The 15,542-nt window shown below is 70.6% G+C and carries 14 protein-coding genes; 10 read left to right on the plus strand and 4 right to left on the minus strand.

The window, feature by feature from the left end; translation table 11 throughout:
* The first annotated feature begins 131 nt into the window (after positions 1–131).
* From P3T29_RS13525 to P3T29_RS13540, 4 genes are all read left to right on the plus strand, one after another.
* Positions 132–1,313: a DUF1524 domain-containing protein gene (locus P3T29_RS13525; RefSeq protein ID WP_348532826.1), complete on the plus strand. Its 1,182-nt coding sequence runs from the start codon at positions 132–134 to the stop codon at positions 1,311–1,313.
* A 409-nt stretch (positions 1,314–1,722) separates the two neighbouring features.
* Complete coding sequence (locus P3T29_RS13530; RefSeq protein WP_280716650.1) at positions 1,723–1,911, plus strand: hypothetical protein; 189 nt, start codon at positions 1,723–1,725, stop codon at positions 1,909–1,911.
* Between the two features lie 71 nt (positions 1,912–1,982).
* Positions 1,983–2,258, plus strand: a complete 276-nt coding sequence (locus tag P3T29_RS13535; protein WP_280716651.1) for a hypothetical protein — start codon at positions 1,983–1,985, stop codon at positions 2,256–2,258.
* Positions 2,258–2,653, plus strand: a complete 396-nt coding sequence (locus P3T29_RS13540; RefSeq protein WP_280716652.1) for a PIN domain-containing protein — start codon at positions 2,258–2,260, stop codon at positions 2,651–2,653. Before P3T29_RS13535 ends, P3T29_RS13540 begins: the two co-directional genes overlap by 1 nt.
* A 77-nt stretch (positions 2,654–2,730) precedes the next feature.
* Here P3T29_RS13540 and P3T29_RS13545 read toward each other — a convergent pair whose 3' ends face one another.
* The gene (locus tag P3T29_RS13545; RefSeq protein WP_280716653.1) at positions 2,731–3,846 is read right to left on the minus strand and encodes an amidase domain-containing protein; all 1,116 of its coding nucleotides are present in this window, start codon (positions 3,844–3,846) and stop codon (positions 2,731–2,733) included.
* A 296-nt stretch (positions 3,847–4,142) separates the two neighbouring features.
* On the opposite strand from P3T29_RS13545, the gene P3T29_RS13550 reads away from it, so the two are divergent.
* A complete protein-coding gene (locus tag P3T29_RS13550) occupies positions 4,143–6,407 on the plus strand; it encodes a transglycosylase domain-containing protein (protein ID WP_280716654.1) in 2,265 nt (754 codons plus the stop codon).
* Positions 6,408–6,505: 98 nt separating this feature from the next.
* Positions 6,506–7,579 (plus strand): EamA family transporter, encoded by a 1,074-nt coding sequence (locus P3T29_RS13555; protein ID WP_280716655.1) that lies wholly within the window; start codon positions 6,506–6,508, stop codon positions 7,577–7,579.
* Here P3T29_RS13555 and lepB read toward each other — a convergent pair.
* Positions 7,523–8,131, minus strand: a complete 609-nt coding sequence (gene lepB, locus P3T29_RS13560) for a signal peptidase I (RefSeq protein ID WP_280716656.1) — start codon at positions 8,129–8,131, stop codon at positions 7,523–7,525. The genes P3T29_RS13555 and lepB overlap by 57 nt on opposite strands.
* A 387-nt stretch (positions 8,132–8,518) precedes the next feature.
* Complete coding sequence (locus P3T29_RS13565) at positions 8,519–8,866, minus strand: chorismate mutase (protein ID WP_280716657.1); 348 nt, start codon at positions 8,864–8,866, stop codon at positions 8,519–8,521.
* A 246-nt stretch (positions 8,867–9,112) separates the two neighbouring features.
* Here P3T29_RS13565 and P3T29_RS13570 point away from each other — a divergent pair, with 246 nt between their 5' ends.
* A complete protein-coding gene (locus P3T29_RS13570; RefSeq protein WP_280716658.1) occupies positions 9,113–9,538 on the plus strand; it encodes an OsmC family protein in 426 nt (141 codons plus the stop codon).
* Between the two features lie 332 nt (positions 9,539–9,870).
* A complete protein-coding gene (locus P3T29_RS13575) occupies positions 9,871–11,832 on the plus strand; it encodes a bifunctional diguanylate cyclase/phosphodiesterase (protein WP_280716659.1) in 1,962 nt (653 codons plus the stop codon).
* Here P3T29_RS13575 and P3T29_RS13580 read toward each other — a convergent pair.
* On the minus strand, positions 11,829–12,953 hold the full coding sequence (locus P3T29_RS13580; protein ID WP_280716660.1) for an LLM class flavin-dependent oxidoreductase: 1,125 nt from the start codon (positions 12,951–12,953) through the stop codon (positions 11,829–11,831). The genes P3T29_RS13575 and P3T29_RS13580 overlap by 4 nt on opposite strands.
* A gap of 459 nt (positions 12,954–13,412) precedes the next feature.
* Here P3T29_RS13580 and P3T29_RS13585 point away from each other — a divergent pair, with 459 nt between their 5' ends.
* Both P3T29_RS13585 and P3T29_RS13590 read left to right on the plus strand, forming a co-directional pair.
* Complete coding sequence (locus P3T29_RS13585; RefSeq protein WP_280716661.1) at positions 13,413–14,009, plus strand: VTT domain-containing protein; 597 nt, start codon at positions 13,413–13,415, stop codon at positions 14,007–14,009.
* Positions 14,010–14,291: 282 nt separating this feature from the next.
* Complete coding sequence (locus P3T29_RS13590) at positions 14,292–15,539, plus strand: hypothetical protein (protein ID WP_280716662.1); 1,248 nt, start codon at positions 14,292–14,294, stop codon at positions 15,537–15,539.
* Positions 15,540–15,542: the final 3 nt, after the last annotated feature.

Genomic DNA, 15,542 nt, shown 5'->3' on the forward strand with positions numbered 1-15,542 from the left:
GGACTGTACTTCGATGGCCTTGCCACGCGGATCTTCACCTTCCTGGATCAACAAGATCCATTGTCAGGTGTGTCCACATCGCGGGGGTCACCTCAGCCGAGCCGGTGGACTACACCCGTGCCCGGCTCACCGTGGAGCACGTGCTGCCGCAGCACCCCGCACAAGCCTGGTACGAACAGCTCGCCACCGAGACCGAGGACGGCCAAACCCCTGAAGACCTGCACAAGGCACTCGTCCACACCCTGGGGAACCTGACCCTGACCTCCGAGAACGCACGCCTCTCCAATCATCCCTTCCGTCGTAAGCAGGAGATCCTGGAAGGCAGCGCACTTCTCATGAACCAGGAAATCGCCGCCGCCCCTGGATGGGGCAGCGCCGAGATCCACCAGCGAGGACAGGCCCTCGCCGACCGCGCTGTGTCGATGTGGCCAGGCCCCGGACAGGAGACGAGCCGACGAGCAGCCGCAGAGGAATGGTCAGGCTGGGCCGACGTCCGTGCAGCCCTCATCGCGATGCCCGCCGGCACCTGGACCACCTACGGCGATATCGCGGAACTGATCGGCAGCCACGCCGTGCCGGTGGGGAATTTCCTGGCCGGACGCGCCGGCGTCCTCAACGCCTACCGGGTCCTGAACGCCTCCGGGCAGGTTTCGCCCGCGTTCCGCTGGGCCGACGGAACCAATCCCGGTGACCCCCGGGAGATCATGGCTGCCGAAGGCGTCCCCTTCGACGGCAACGGACGCGCCCATCCGTCGCACCGCCTGAGCGCCGAAGACCTTGCCGCCCTGCTAGGACGTAACCTGTCGGACTCCGAACCCCCCGCCCTCCATGGCAACGACGCGGCTTCGGGTGCGACAGCCGTCAGGGAACGCGCGAACCGCTTCACCGAACTGCTGCGGACCAACCGTCCCGACACCGCCGACGCCGTGCTCGCCCTACTTCGGTCCTGGGAAGACATGGGACAGGGCTGTCGGCTGGAGTACGGACGCGCAACGGAGACAAGCTGCTTCCTCATGGTCGACCGTGAGATCACGTCCGGCAGCAGGACCGTATGGCCATTCGCTATCTACCCGGTCTTCGGCACCGTCGAGGTCGTCTTCCAGCACATGCGGACCAGGGCACCCTTCGACAGCCCGCAGCTGCGGCAGGAGTTCCTGCAGCGCCTCAACCGCATAGAGGGCATCAACCTGGCTGAGGCCAAACTCGAGCTCCGCCCGTCCTTCCCCCTCGAGATCCTCGCCAGCCAGGCGAACGAGATCCGCGAAGCACTTACCTGGTTCGTCGGCATCGCAACCGGTCAGCTGACGGCATAAGATCGGTCCATTGTTGGCTGGTCCCTGGCGGGCGGGAAGCAGGCGGAACCCGGCCGATTCGGCAGTGCGACCTCGACACCGTCCACGCCGCCCGCTACCCACACCAGCTGACTCTTGATCAACTAGTCCGGGGTTCGAATCCCTGGCGGCGCGAAGCAAACATACGTCAGAGGCCGTTCTTCCTTCGGGAAGAACGGCCTCTGACGTTTCCGACCCATGATTGGCAACGGCTGTCTCGGCGGAGCCTTGCCCGCGCGTATACCCGTCAGCAGGTCTGCGCCGTGCCACCGTTACCGAACGGGGACACACCGGACCGGGCGTGTGGGTGGACCTGCGGTGCTGCTGGGAGCAAACTGTCGGCCACCCGTACGAGGGGGGCAACACGCTGCCGCTGTCCGGAGGAGCCACCATGCTGAGACGGAAGAGCCGAAGAAACCGGGACGCCGACAACCTGGCCGCGCTCGTCGACAACGCTGTACGGCTCGACTACGGCGGTGAGCACGCCCGCCGGCTCCAGCGCGAGGGCGACGAGCCCGCACCACCCGAGCGTGAACGGGCCGGACTCTCCCCGGTGGCCGAGCGCTACTACTTCGAGTAACGGCATTTCGCGGCAGGGAAGGACAGTGGCGAGGACCGCCGATCAGCCGTCGGCTCGGTATGATGTCTGGTATGGCAACGAAGAAGTACACCGTGACCTTGCCAGAGGAGCTGGCGGAGGAGATCCGCGCCGAGGTGGGGTCCGGTGGATTCAGCCGATATGTCACGCAGGCCATAGAGCGCCAGCGCGAGCGGGACCATCTGCACGAGTTCGTCGGCTGGTGGGAGGGCGAGCACGGGGACGTTACCGCCGCGGAGCTGGCCCGTGCCGAGGCGGAGCGCCTGTCGCTTCAGCGGGAGCACGCCGAACGCAAAGCCCGTTCTCTGCCGGATCGCAAGGCGGGTTGATGTCCGAGCTGGTCTACCTGCTCGACAGCGAGGGCCTGTCCCAGGCGGTACTCGGCAACCGGGCGATGGGCGCCCGCCTCAAGGACGCGGACCGCTCCGGAGTACGCGTCGTGACCACCTCGATGACACTGATCGAGGCGTACCACGGGCGCGTCAAGAAGGCCGCATGGGCCTGGACGCTTTCCAGGATCGTGGTGGAACCGGTCACCCGGGAGATCGCGGGCGAGGCGATCGAGCTGCTGGAGACAGCCGGCCTGCACGGGCACAAGTACGCCATCGACGCCGCTCTTGCGGCCGTGGCACTGCGTCAGCGTGGTGACGTCACGATCTTCACCTCCGACGAGGAGGACCTGAGGCTGCTGTGCGGCGACCGGGTTGCCGTCCGGGGGCTCTGAGGACGCTCGGCCGAACGGAGGGCCCCGCCGTCCGCGCTCGTCAGGGGCGCGGACGGCGGGGGCTGCACTGCGGTCCGTCAGGTGCGGTAGGCGAAGTACAGCGCGCGCGGGTCGGACATCACGAGGCTCGCCACCGACCTGCGGTAGACGTTGTTCGAGTGGTAGGTCACGTACGGCATGCCGCTCGTGCTCCGGTAGGTGACGATCATGGAGTGGTCCTTGGAACCGTCACGGTTGAAGTTCATCTGCAGGATGTCCCCGACGCCCAGCTGGTAGACGTTCGCCAGGTTGGACACCCGCTTGCTGGAGAGCGCGTACCAGGACCACTCGTTGGCCCCCACCCAGGACCAGCTCTGGGTGGGGGAGTTGGACCACCAGGTGTGGTAGTCCGAGCCGACCCCGGGGGTGTTCTTCCAGCCGCCCGCCTTCAGCGCCTGGCTGATGAAGTTGGTGCAGTCCCCGGCGCCGCCGTTGAACTGCGGGTAGGCGGGGTTGTAGTGGTTCCAGTACTTCTCCGCGTAGGCCGCCATGGCCGCGTAGTTATATCCGCCGCCGGTCTTCGGGCGCGGCGACGCCGGCCAGGAGGTAGCGGCAACGGTCGCCTGCGGGGGGTTGATGGCCGGGGCCGTCGACACGTCCGGGGTGAGCTGGTTGACCTGCGGGGCGCCCGCGTCCTCGTCCGTGAGGCCCGTCAGTTCCCAGCGCCCGTGGGACGTGGCGGCGAACGTCACGTCGTGGTGTGCCTGGAAGCCGGTCGTCGCGGGCTCGTCACCACGGATCTTCTTGTAGGTCAGGGTCGTGGTCTCGGTGACCTCGACGTCGGCACGCCCGCCGTTGATCCGGACGCTGTCCACGGAGACCTGCGTACTGCTCGCGCTGTACGCCTCCCCCGCAGCCGCCAGTCGTACCTTGCGGGCCTGCAGCGAGGAGACCACCGTGTTCTCGGCCTGGGCCAGTCCGGCCGCCAGGCCGACGCGCGCGTCGGACCGCAGGGCGTCGGAGCGCAGGGCGCCGGACCGCACCGGAGCCGTGTCCAGGAGCGCTGTCGTCCGCTGGGTCAGCACGGCCTGGGCCATCCGGTCGAACGAGGCGACGGTCGCCTTGTCGACCGTACCGGCGGCCACCCCGGCCGTCCCGGCCGCGCTCGCGGCCGAAGCCGACGGGAGCACTGCGGCCGACAGGACCGCCGTCACTGCCACTCCCACAGCGGATCTCAATATGGTTCGTCTCACGTGGTTCTCCTCTGACTCCCGGTCAGCTCCGACCGGGAAGAGGCATCCTCGCATCCCATCCGGGGCGCCACTCGGGAAGGGTCCGAACCGGCGCCCCGGAACCGTGCGAAGCCGGAAGGCCACAGGTCATCGCCTCTGACGTGTACATACACGTCGGCCTAAACCTGCCGTTGGAGAAAACGGGACAAAGGTCACTAACACCTGACAACTCGCTCAGGCACACTGGTACGGTCCCTCGTCCCAGGAAAGGCCCTCCGTTGAACCGCAGCCGTAAGGGCCGAATAGCAAGGACGAGCCGGACGGGCTGGCGCAGGCTGCTCCCGACCTGGCGGATGACGCTCGCCGGGCTGGTCGCCTCGCTACTGCTCGGCATCGGGCTCTTCGTACTCGGCGTCACACTGGTCCAGGTCCCCGACGCACACGCCAGCGCCACCGCGCAGAGCAACACCTGGCTCTACCAGGACGGCAGCCTGCTCGCCCGCACCGGGCAGACCAACCGCCAGAACGTCGGGCTCGACAAGATCTCCCCCGCCGCCCAGCACGCCGCACTCGCCGCCGAGGACCGGAACTTCTACCACGAGGGCGCGGTCAACGTGCAGGGCCTCGCCCGGGCCGCCTTCAACACCGCGACCGGCGGCACCACCCAGGGCGGCTCGACCATCACGCAGCAGTACGTCAAGAACACCTACCTCAGCCAGAAGCAGACCGTCACCCGGAAGGTGAAGGAACTCTTCATCGCCCTCAAGGTGGACGCGACGCAGACCAAGGACGAGGTGCTGGCCGGCTACCTCAACACCTCCTACTACGGCCGTGGCGCGTACGGCATCCAGGCCGCCTCGCAGGCGTACTTCGGCATCGACGCGGACAAGCTGAACCCGGCCCAGGGCGCCTACCTCGCCGCGCTGCTCAACGCGCCCAGCGCGTACGACGTCTCGACTGCCACAGAGACGGGCAAGCAGAACGCCACCAACCGCTGGAACTACGTGCTCGACGGGATGGTCAAGGAGAACTGGCTGTCCGCCGCCGACCGGGCCGCCATCACCTTCCCCCAGGTGCAGCAGCCGCAGAGCCCGCCCGGCCTCTCCGGCCAGGCCGGGTACCTGGTGCGGGCGGCGACGGACTATCTGACCTCGCACAACGTGGTGAGCGACGCCGCGCTCGCCCAGGGCGGGTACACCATCACCCTGACCGTCGACCCCGCGCGCCAGCAGGCGCTGCAGGCCGCCGTGCAGAGCCAGCTCACCGACAAGCTCGACCCGCAGAAGCGGAAGACGGACGCCGCCGCCCAGGCCGGCGCGGTCTCGGTCGACCCGAAGACGGGTGCGGTGGTCGCCCTCTACGGCGGCACGGACGCCACCAAGCACTGGATCGACAACGCCAACCGGCAGGACTACCAGGTCGGTTCGACCTTCAAGGCGATCGCGCTGGCCGCCGCGCTGGAGAGCGGCGCCAAGACGCAGTCCGGCGAGCGGATCACCCCCGACACGGTCTACAGCGGCACCAGCCGACGGCCGGTGGTGGGCGGTACCGGGAAGGCGTACAGCCCGCCGAACGAGGGCGACAAGAGCTACGGTCCGGTGACCCTCCAGCAGGCCACCGACTGGTCGGTGAACTCCGCCTTCGCCCAACTCGCCCAGGACACCGGGCTGGAGAAGGTCCGGGAGACCGCCGTCGCACTCGGCCTGCCCGCCGACACCCCCGGGCTGGCCGCTCTCCCGTCGATCCCGCTCGGGGTCTCGACACCCAGCGTGCTGGACATGGCCGGGGTGTACGCCACGCTCGACAACGGCGGCAAGCGGATCGCGCCGCAGCTGGTCTCCGGCCTGCAGCACGAGGGCGAGCGGGTTGCGCTGCCCGCGCCCGCCGTCACCCAGGTGATCAGCGAGTCGACCGCCCAGCGGGTCACCTCGCTGCTCCAGGGCGTCGTCGACGACCCGGGCGGCACCGGCTGGCGAGCCCAGGATCTGGGCCGTCCCTCGGCGGGCAAGACCGGCACCACCGACGACTCGAAGTCGGTCTGGTACGTCGGCTACACCCCCGAACTGGTCACCGCCGTCGGGCTGTTCGGCCAGGACCCGGTCTCCGGCGACCACGTCTCGCTGGACGGCACGGGCGGCGCCGGGAGTGCGGCCGGCGGCCGGTTCCCGGCGCAGATCTGGACGGCGTACATGCAGGCGGCGCTGAAGGGCCAGCCGGTCACGCAGTTCAGCGCACCGCCGGCGGACAGCCCGCCGGTCTCGACCCCGTCGTCCTCCTCGTCCGCGACCTCCTCCCCGCCGACCTCGTCGCCGTCCGGGACGCCCTCGGGCACGGGCCGCTCCTCGGCCGGTACGTCCCCCTCGCCGACCAGGTCACCGTCCTCCTTCACTCCGCCGCCGTCCCCGCCGCCGTCCTGGACGGCCACCCCCGCACCCACCCCGACACCGCCGCCGCCACCGAGCCCCACCGGCCTGCCGTCCGGCTCCGCCACGGCGACGGCGGGCGGACTGCCGAACGGCACGGGCCAGACCCAAGCCCCCTGACGTGCAAGTTCCGGTACGGACAGCGCGACCGTGATGCTAGGACCAAAAGGCGAGATAGCCCCTTACCGAAATCGGGACCGGGCTGCCACAATGCCTTGATGCGCAGCTCACAGACCCACCCTCGGGCCTCGGCCAGGACCCTCGGTCTGCCGCTGGCCCTGGTCTCCGCACTGGCCTTCGGCGGCTCCGGCACAGCGGCGAAGCCGCTGATCGAGGCGGGACTCTCACCACTGCACGTCGTCTGGCTCCGGGTCACCGGCGCCGCGCTGATACTGCTCCCGCTCGCGTACCGGCACCGGGCCGCCGTCCGGCAACGGCCCGGCGTGCTGATCGGCTTCGGGCTGCTCGCGGTCGCGGGCGTCCAGGCGTGCTACTTCGCCGCGATCTCCCGGATACCCGTGGGCGTCGCGCTGCTGATCGAGTACCTGGGGCCGCTACTGCTGCTCGGGTACGTGAAGTTCGTCCAACGGCGGCCGATCTCGCGCGCGGCGGCGATCGGCGCCGGGGTCGCGCTGACCGGCCTGGCCTGCGTGGTCGAGGTCTGGAACGGGCTGAGCTTCGACGCGCTCGGGGTGCTGTTCGGCCTCGGCGCGGCCTGCTGCCAGGTCGGCTACTTCGTCCTGGCCGACGCGAGCCGCCAAGGTGACCGCCCGGTGGACCCGATGGCGGTCAGCGCGTACGGGCTGCTGATCGGCGCCGTGGTACTGACCGCCGTCACCCGGCCGTGGACCGCCGACTGGAGCCCGCTGGTCGGCCAGGTGACCATGAACGGGCACTCGGTGCCCGCACTGCTGCCCGCGCTCTGGATGGTGCTGATCGCGACCGTCCTCGCCTATCTGACCGGGGTCGTCGCCGTCCAGCACCTGTCGCCGCCGGTGGCCGGGGTGGTCGCCAACCTGGAAGCGGTGGTCGCCACCGTCGCGGCCTGGGTACTGCTCGGCGAGCACCTCGGCACCCCGCAACTGCTGGGTGGCCTGCTGGTGCTGATCGGCGCCTTCGCCGCCCAGACCAGCAAGCCCGCCCAGACCAGCAGGCCCGCCGAGACCGGTGAGCCCGCCCAGACCGGCAGGCCCGCCGAGCCGACGCCCGTTCCGGCGACGGTTACCGCAGCAGCCTCAGTTGCCCGCCCAGCCGAACCAGCCGAGGTGGTTCAGGGGCCAGACCACCGCTGACGCGGGGCCGACCACGTTGGCCACCGGCACCGCGCCGCCGTTGGGCCCGTCCCGGTGGTAACGCGAGTCGGCGGAGTCGCTGCGGTGGTCGCCCTCCACCCAGAGGTCGCCCTTCGGTACGGTCACCGGGCCGAAGGGCAGCCCGGCGCAGGAGTCGTCACCCGGGTGGAGATACGGCTCGCGGACCGGGCTGCCGTTCACCCGGAGGGTCGTCCCGCTGCACTGGACGGTCTCGCCGCCCGTCGCGATCACCCGCTTGACCAGGTAGTTGTCACCCCTGGGCGGCAGCAGGCCGACGAAGCTCAGAACGCCCCCGACCGCCCCGGAGGCCAGCCCCCCGTTGTCCGACTGCGGGGGCAGCCAGTTGCCGGGGTCCTTGAAGACCACCGGCTCCCCGGCCTTCGGCTGCCAGCCGAACAGCGGCGCCAGCTTGTTGACGGCCACCCGGTCGCCGATCCGCAGGGTGTTCTCCATCGAACCGGACGGGATGGTGAACACCTGGAACAGACAGGTCTTGATCAGCAGCGCCGCCACCAGCCCCAGCGCCACCATCGCGGGGATCTCGGCCCACCACGGCCACCGCCGCCGCCCACTCCCCGCCCGTCCCCGGCCGGACCGCCCGGACCGGGCTGCGTGCTCGGCGTGATCTCCGTGCGCAGCGTGCTGCCCGTGCTGCCCGTGAGGCGCGTGAGGCGCGTGCTGCGCGTGGTCTCCGGGCTCGGCGTGTTCGGCCGCCGGTGCGGGCCCCGGCCGGTTCACAGGCGGATGTCCGACCGCTGCCTGCACTGCTGCTGCCTGCGTGCCACCGCTGTGCCGCCTCTCCGAGGATCCAGGAAGTCAGACGTTAGCGCCGGTCGAGAAGTGTCGCGAAATCAGACCTTTACCCACCCCACACAGCACACCCCCGGGACCGGCAGGGAGAAGGGGTCCGGAGCGCGCTCAGCTCTCCGTCGTGTGGCTCGCGATCGCCTCGTGGTGGCGGATCACCTCGGCGATGATGAAGTTGAGGAACTTCTCCGCGAACACCGGATCGAGGTGGGCTCCGGCGGCGAGTTCGCGCAGCCGGCTGATCTGGTCGCGCTCCCGCTCGGGGTCGGCCGGGGGGAGCTTGTGCTCGGCCTTGAGACGGCCGACGCGCTGGGTCGCCTTGAAGCGCTCGGCCAGCATGTGGACAACGGCGGCGTCGAAGTTGTCGATGCTCTCGCGCAGACAGGTCAGTTCCGCACGGACGTTCGCACTGATCTCGTCGGCCGCCGAAGCGGTGGGGTTGGTGGGCTGGTCCGTCATCGAGGTGGCTCCGGGGCTGGCTGGCAGGGTGGCACCCGGGCGAACCACCGGTCGGGCTGTCGGACTCGGGCCTGCACAAAATCTAACAGGGCCGCCCGCGCGGCCCCCGTCGTCGCGGACCGCTGTCCGCCATGTGGACGGCCACTCTTCCGGTTGCACGGGCCCGGCACGCCTGGCACGTAGGCTGGCCCCGGCATGACCGGAAGTGACGAACCAGCAGTCCCCCATCTCAGGAGGTACCTGATCGTGGCAACCACCCGTACCGCAAGCACCGCTTGGGAAGGCGATCTTCTCAAGGGCGCCGGCGAGGTCACCCTCGCGTCCTCCGGCATCGGGACGTACCCGGTCTCCTGGCCGTCCCGCGCCGAGCAGGCGAACGGGAAGACCAGCCCGGAGGAGCTCATCGCGGCCGCGCACTCCGCCTGCTACTCGATGGCGCTCTCGCACGGCCTGGCCGGTGCCGGCGCTCCGCCCACCAAGCTGGACACCCAGGCGGACGTGACCTTCCAGCCCGGCGAGGGCATCACGGGCATCCACCTCACCGTCGTCGGCGTGGTCCCGGGCCTCGACGCGGACGGCTTCCAGGCCGCCGCCGAGGACGCCAAGAAGAACTGCCCGGTCAGCCAGGCCCTCACCGGCACGACCATCACGCTGACCGCCTCGCTCGCCTGACGCACTCAGGCCCGGTCCGGCACCGGACGATCGCCTGACGGTCACCCGGATCACCTGCGCCCTTGGCGCACATCTCACGATGTGTGCCAAGGGCGCAGTCACGTACCGGCACGGTTGCTGCGAAACCCGGCGAATCACCCTGGCGGCGGTCGCCGCCGCTTCGGCGCGCGTCTTATGATCAGCGGCAGTGCCCTGTTTTTACCGATCCGTGCCGAGCGTCTCCTCACCGAGCGTTGCCGCACCGATCGCAGGGGGCTTCGACAGAGCGGGAGCCGGCCACCCTACTGCGGTCGACCGGTCGGATCAGCGTCAGCAGCGGACGGGAGCATGCCGTGCCGGGCCGGAACGAGGGGGCCGACGCACAGCGCCGACGCGTACGCGACGGCGAGCCGTACCCCGGCGGGGACGGGAGCCACGACACCCGGGCGCGCACGATCTGCCCGTCCTGCGCCGCACCCGGCAGCACCTCGAACGACGTGCCGGTCGAGGTACCGGTCGTCGACGGCAGCACCGAGGAGCTGCTCGCCGCGCTCCGCGCGAGCGAGTCCCGCTTCCGGGCGGCCTTCGCCGACGCCGGTATCGGGATGCTGCTGGTCGACCCCGACGACCGGATCATCGAGGCCAACCCGGCCTTCGCGGCGATGATCGGCCACGAGGTGCCGGATCTGGTCCGGACCCACATCCACGAGATCATCGACCCCGAGGACACCCCCCGCCGGCTCTACCTGGAACTGGTCCGGGGTGAACGCGAGCGCATCCGGCTGGAGAAGCGCCTGAAGCACCGTGAGGGCCACGACGTGTGGAGCAACGTGACCATCTCGTTGATCCGCGACGGCGCCGGCGAGCCGATGTACACCCTGGCGATGATCGAGGACGTCACCGAGCAGCGGATGCTCGGCGACCGGCTGGCGTACCAGGCGATGCACGATCCGCTCACCCTGCTGCCCAACCGCGCGCTGTTCTTCGAGCAGCTCAACGCGGCCTTCACCCCGGCCAACGGCGAGTCCGCCACGGTAGCTGCGGCCGGCACCTCTGGCCGGCGCGGGCGGGCCCGGCGGGTGGGTCTCTGCTACGTGGACCTGGACGGTTTCGCCGCGATCAACGAGAGCCTGGGCCACCATGTCGGCGACCAGTTGCTGGTGGCGGTGGCGGCCCGGCTGGAGTGCGGCTTCGCCCGGGGCGAGGACCGGCTGGTGGCCCGGCTGGGCGGGGACGAGTTCGCCGTCCTGGTGCCCGACAGCGACGGCAGCGAGCAGCTGACCCGGCTCGCCGCCGAGCTGATCAAGGCACTGGAGCTGCCGTTCGAGATCGCCGGCCAGCAGCTGGTGGTGACGGCCAGCGTCGGCGTGGTCGAACGCCCGGTGCTCGACTCCACCCCGACCGACCTGCTCAAGGACGCCGACGCGACGCTGTACTGGTCGAAGGCGGACGGCCGGGCCCGCTGGACGCTCTACGACCCGGACCGGGGCGCCCACCAGCTGACCCGGCAGCGGCTGACCACCGCGCTGCGGCCCGCGCTGGAGCGCGGCGAGTTCACCGTCGAGTACCAGCCCCTGGTCGGGCTGGCCGACGGGGCCGTGCACGGCGCGGAGGCCCTCGTACGGTGGCGCCACCCCCGGTACGGGACGCTCTCGCCGGACCGCTTCATCCCGCTGGCCGAGGAGTCCGGCGCGATCGTGCCGCTGGGCAAGTGGGTGCTTGAGGAATCGTGCCGTCAGGCCAGGAGCTGGCTGACGGAGTTCCCGAAGGCCGAGATCTTCGTGAGCGTCAACCTGGCGGCCCGCCAGATCTGGGACTCCGATGTCGTCGCCGACGTCGCCGAGGTGCTGGAGCGCACCGGCCTGCCGCCCCGGCTGCTCCAGCTGGAGATCACCGAGAGCGCCGTGCTCGGGCCGGGCGGACGTCCCGTCCAGGCCCTGCAGGCACTGGCGGACATGGGCATCCGGATCGCCATCGACGACTTCGGCACCGGGTACTCCAACCTCGCGTACCTCTCCCGGCTGCCCGTGCACGTGCTGAAGCTGGACGGCAGCTTCATCGAGGGGTTCCGCGACCCGGCGACCGGCGGCCGCCCCGACAGCCGGTTCCGGCGGGCCGACGCGGACGAGCAGATCGTCGGCGCGATGGTCCAGCTCGCGCACGCCCTCGGCCTGACGGTGACCGCCGAGGGCATCGAGAACGCGGCCCAGGCGGAGCGCCTGCGCCTCACCGGCTGCGACACCGCCCAGGGCTGGTACTTCGCCCGCCCGGGCCGGGCGGAGCTCGTCGCGGAGATGCTCCGGCTGAGGTCCTAGACAGGGCCTTCGGCGGTCAGCCCGTACGCCTGCGCGATCAGACCGTACGAGCGGTGCCGCAGCTCGTGCCCGTGGATGTGCGAGGTGACCATCAGCTCGTCCGCACCGGTCCGCTTGCGCACCGCCTCCAGGCCGTCGGCCACCTCCGTCGGCGTGCCGAGGACCAGGTTCGACAGCCAGTGGTCGACGAACTCGGCCTCGGCCGCGCTGTACGGGTACGCCTCGGCCTCCTCCGGGGTCGGGATCGCGCTGGGGAAGCCGAGCCGCAGGCGGAGCATGGCCAGCGCGGCGGTGCGGGCGAGCCGGAGGGCCTGGCTCTCGTCGTCGGCGGCCACCGCGCCGATGCCGATCAGCGCGTACGGTGCGTCGAGCACGGCGGACGGCCGGAAGCTCGCCCGGTAGAGATCCAGCGCGGGTTCGGTGTTGGCGGCGCTGAAGTGGTGCGCGAACGCGAACGGCAGACCGAGTTGGCCGGCCAGCCGGGCGCTGAACCCGGACGAGCCGAGCAGCCAGACCGGCGGGCGGCCGTCCCCCTTCGGCACCGCGCTGAGCTTGGCGTACGGGTGACCGGCCGGGAAGTCGCCGTCCAGGAAGTGGGTCAGCTCCGCGACCTGCTCCGGGAAGTCCTCCGCGCCGTCGGGCAGTCCCCGGCGCAGCGCGCGGGCGGTCGCCTGGTCCGTCCCGGGCGCGCGCCCGAGGCCGAGGTCGATCCGGCCGGGGTGCAGCGCCTCCAGCAGCCCGAACTGCTCGGCGACGACCAGCGGGGAGTGGTTGGGCAGCATCACCCCGCCCGAACCGAGCCGCAGCGTGCTGGTGTGCGCGCCCAGGTGCGCCAGCAGGACGGCCGGGCTGGAGCTGGCCACCCCCGGCATGCCGTGGTGCTCCGCCACCCAGAAGCGGTGGTAGCCCCAGCCCTCGGCGCTGCGCGCCAGCTCGGTGGTGGCGCCGAGCGCCTCACCGGCGGTGTAGCCCGACCCGATGGTCGCCAGGTCGAGGATGGAGAGCGGTGCGGGGGCGGTGCCCCGGACGACCCCACGGATCGGGTCGGTGCCGACGACTGCGCTCGGGTCGGAGCTCGGCTCGGTGCTCGGGTCGATGGCGGGTGCTGCGCTGCTGGTCATGCCGTCTGTCCTCCTGGTCGGCTACGGCTGGTGAGCCACGGCTGATCGGCTACCGGGCCGCTCCCGCCGTCCGTAGACAACCAACTGACGGCCGACATGTTCCCGCCCCCCGGAAATCGGTCCGAGGCACGAACCGGAACCGGACGCTCCGAGTGGCGACTTGCCGCCAGAACCGGAAGTCGCCAGCCGCAGGGTCTCGCGGACACCCCCCGACTTCCGGCAGCCTTACTGACCAGCGGCGGCCGCGCACCCGGGCCGCACTCATCAGCAAGGCCGACGGGCTGGACCAGCCTCGCTCGACCCCCGCGAGCCCCTGGAGCGGTACCCCGCCCCAGGGGCTTTCGCCATGCTGTGACGCTCGGCACAAGGGGGTGCCAAGTGGCATTCAAGGAACGCCCGATACGTTGTCCCCCGTAGCCACCTGTTCTCCCCCCGGGCGGCCTGGAGGGAGTCACCGCTATGGACACCGCGTGGTTCACCGGTCCGGCCTGGATCTGCGGTCTGGCGCTCTTCGCCGTACTCGGGGACGCCTTCCTCCCCTTCCTTCCCAGCGGCACGCTGGTCGTCCTCGCCGTGCTCCGGACGGAGCGGTTCAACGGCGCACCGGTGCTGCTCGCGCTCGGGGTGGCGATAGCCTCGTTCCTCGGCGATCTGGCGCTGCTCAGCCTGGCCCGCCATGGCGCCCCGCTGGTCAACCGCCGCCTGGCGCGGCGTCCGGAGCTGGCGGCGAACGTCGAACGGGTCCAGCGGCACCTCGCCGGCAAGACCAGCCGGGCCGCCGCGACCGTGGTGATCATCGCCCGCTTCGTCCCGGCCGGGCGCACCGTGCTGGACCTCGCTATGGGCCACGCACCGGACCGCCCGCGCACCTACCTCCGCTGGTCGGCACTGGCCGCCGTGATCTGGGCCTCGTACATCGTCACTCTGGGCTGGCTCAACAGCCACTGGTTCAACACCGCCTGGCTGAGCCTCGCCGTCTCCTGCACGGCCGCGACCGCCGTCAGCTCCGCCGTCGCCCAGCTGGTCCGCAGACGTCGCCGCCTGCTGTCCGTCTGAACCGTCGCACCGCCGGCCGGCCGACCGAACCGGCGCGCCACCGCACAACTCCCGCGCAGTACTGTCTCAGGACGGCAACAGTCGTGCGTGCGGTGCAGCCGTAGCGCCCGTGTTCGACGTCGTATCAGGTGCTGGGAGGGGGCTGCACAGCACCCGCCACCCATGCCATGCTTAAGCAGCGAAACTTATCAAATGTCCGTTTTCTGCTGAGCATCCGGGCACCCCTCCGCCGGGGTATCCGGATGCTTCGTGCGGATCGGACACAACCCGGCAGGGGAGACCATGAGCAGGATCTCGCGCAGGACCGTGCTGAGCGCCACGGCGGCCACGGCGGCCCTCGGGGCGGTGACGGCCTGCGGGAGCCAGGGCTCCGGGTCCGGAAGCTCCAAGCCGGCTTCCGACTCCGGTAGCTCCGGCGGCGCCGCTTCGCCGACGGACAGCGTGAAGGGCAAGCCGATCGGCGACGGCTCGACCTCGGACACCGGGGCCCAGCCCAACCAGCCCAAGCCCGAGAAGCTCAAGCCCGGCGAGCGCCCGCCGCAGTTCGTGGTGTTCTCCTGGGACGGCGCGGGCGGCACGAACGACGGGCAGTTCCCGCGCTTCCTCAAGCTGGCCGAGCAGTACAAGGCCACGATGACCTTCTTCCTCTCGGGCATCTACACCCTGCCGAAGACCAAGTCGCACCTGTACGCGCCGCCGCAGCACCCCGTCGGCGCCTCCGACATCCCCTTCCTCTCCGAGGGCGCGGTCAAGAGCACCATCAAGCTGATCACCCAGGCCTGGCTGGCCGGGCACGAGATCGGCACCCACTTCAACGGGCACTTCTGCGGCCCCAACGGGGTCGGCAAGTGGTCCCCCGACGACTGGCAGAGCGAGATCGACCAGGCGATCGCCTTCGTCACCCAGTGGAAGACCAACACCGGCTTCACCGACGTGGATCCCTTCCCCTTCGACTACCGGAAGGAGCTGATCGGCGGCCGGACCCCGTGCCTGGAAGGGCAGAAGGGCCTGCTGCCGACGGCCGCCAAGCTGGGCTGGAAGTACGACGCCAGCTCGCCCGGCGGGCTCCAGATGTGGCCGCAGAAGGTGCAGGACGGCAAGATCTGGGACTTCCCGCTGCAGAGCATCCCCTTCCCCGGGCACAGCTTCCAGGTGCTCTCGATGGACTACAACATCCTGTACAACCAGTCGCGCGACAACACCAAGGGCGACCCGGCCAAGTACAACGACTGGCGTACCCAGGCCACCCAGTCCTACCTGGCCGGCTTCGACCGGGCGTACAACTCCAACCGGGCGCCGTTCTTCGTCGGCAACCACTTCGAGCAGTGGAACGGCGGCATCTACATGGACGCCGTCGAGGAGACCCTGAAGACCATCGCGGGCAAGCCCGAGGTCCGGCTGGTCTCCTTCCGCCAGCTGGTGGAGTGGCTGGAGGTCCAGGACGAGTCCACGCTGCGGAAGTTGCGCTCGCTCGGCGTCGGCAAGGCGCCCACCGGCGGCTGGGACACCTTCCTCGGCACTGCGGGCTGACGC

The organism is Kitasatospora sp. MAP5-34 (genome assembly GCF_029894335.1).
GTDB lineage: Bacteria > Actinomycetota > Actinomycetes > Streptomycetales > Streptomycetaceae > Kitasatospora.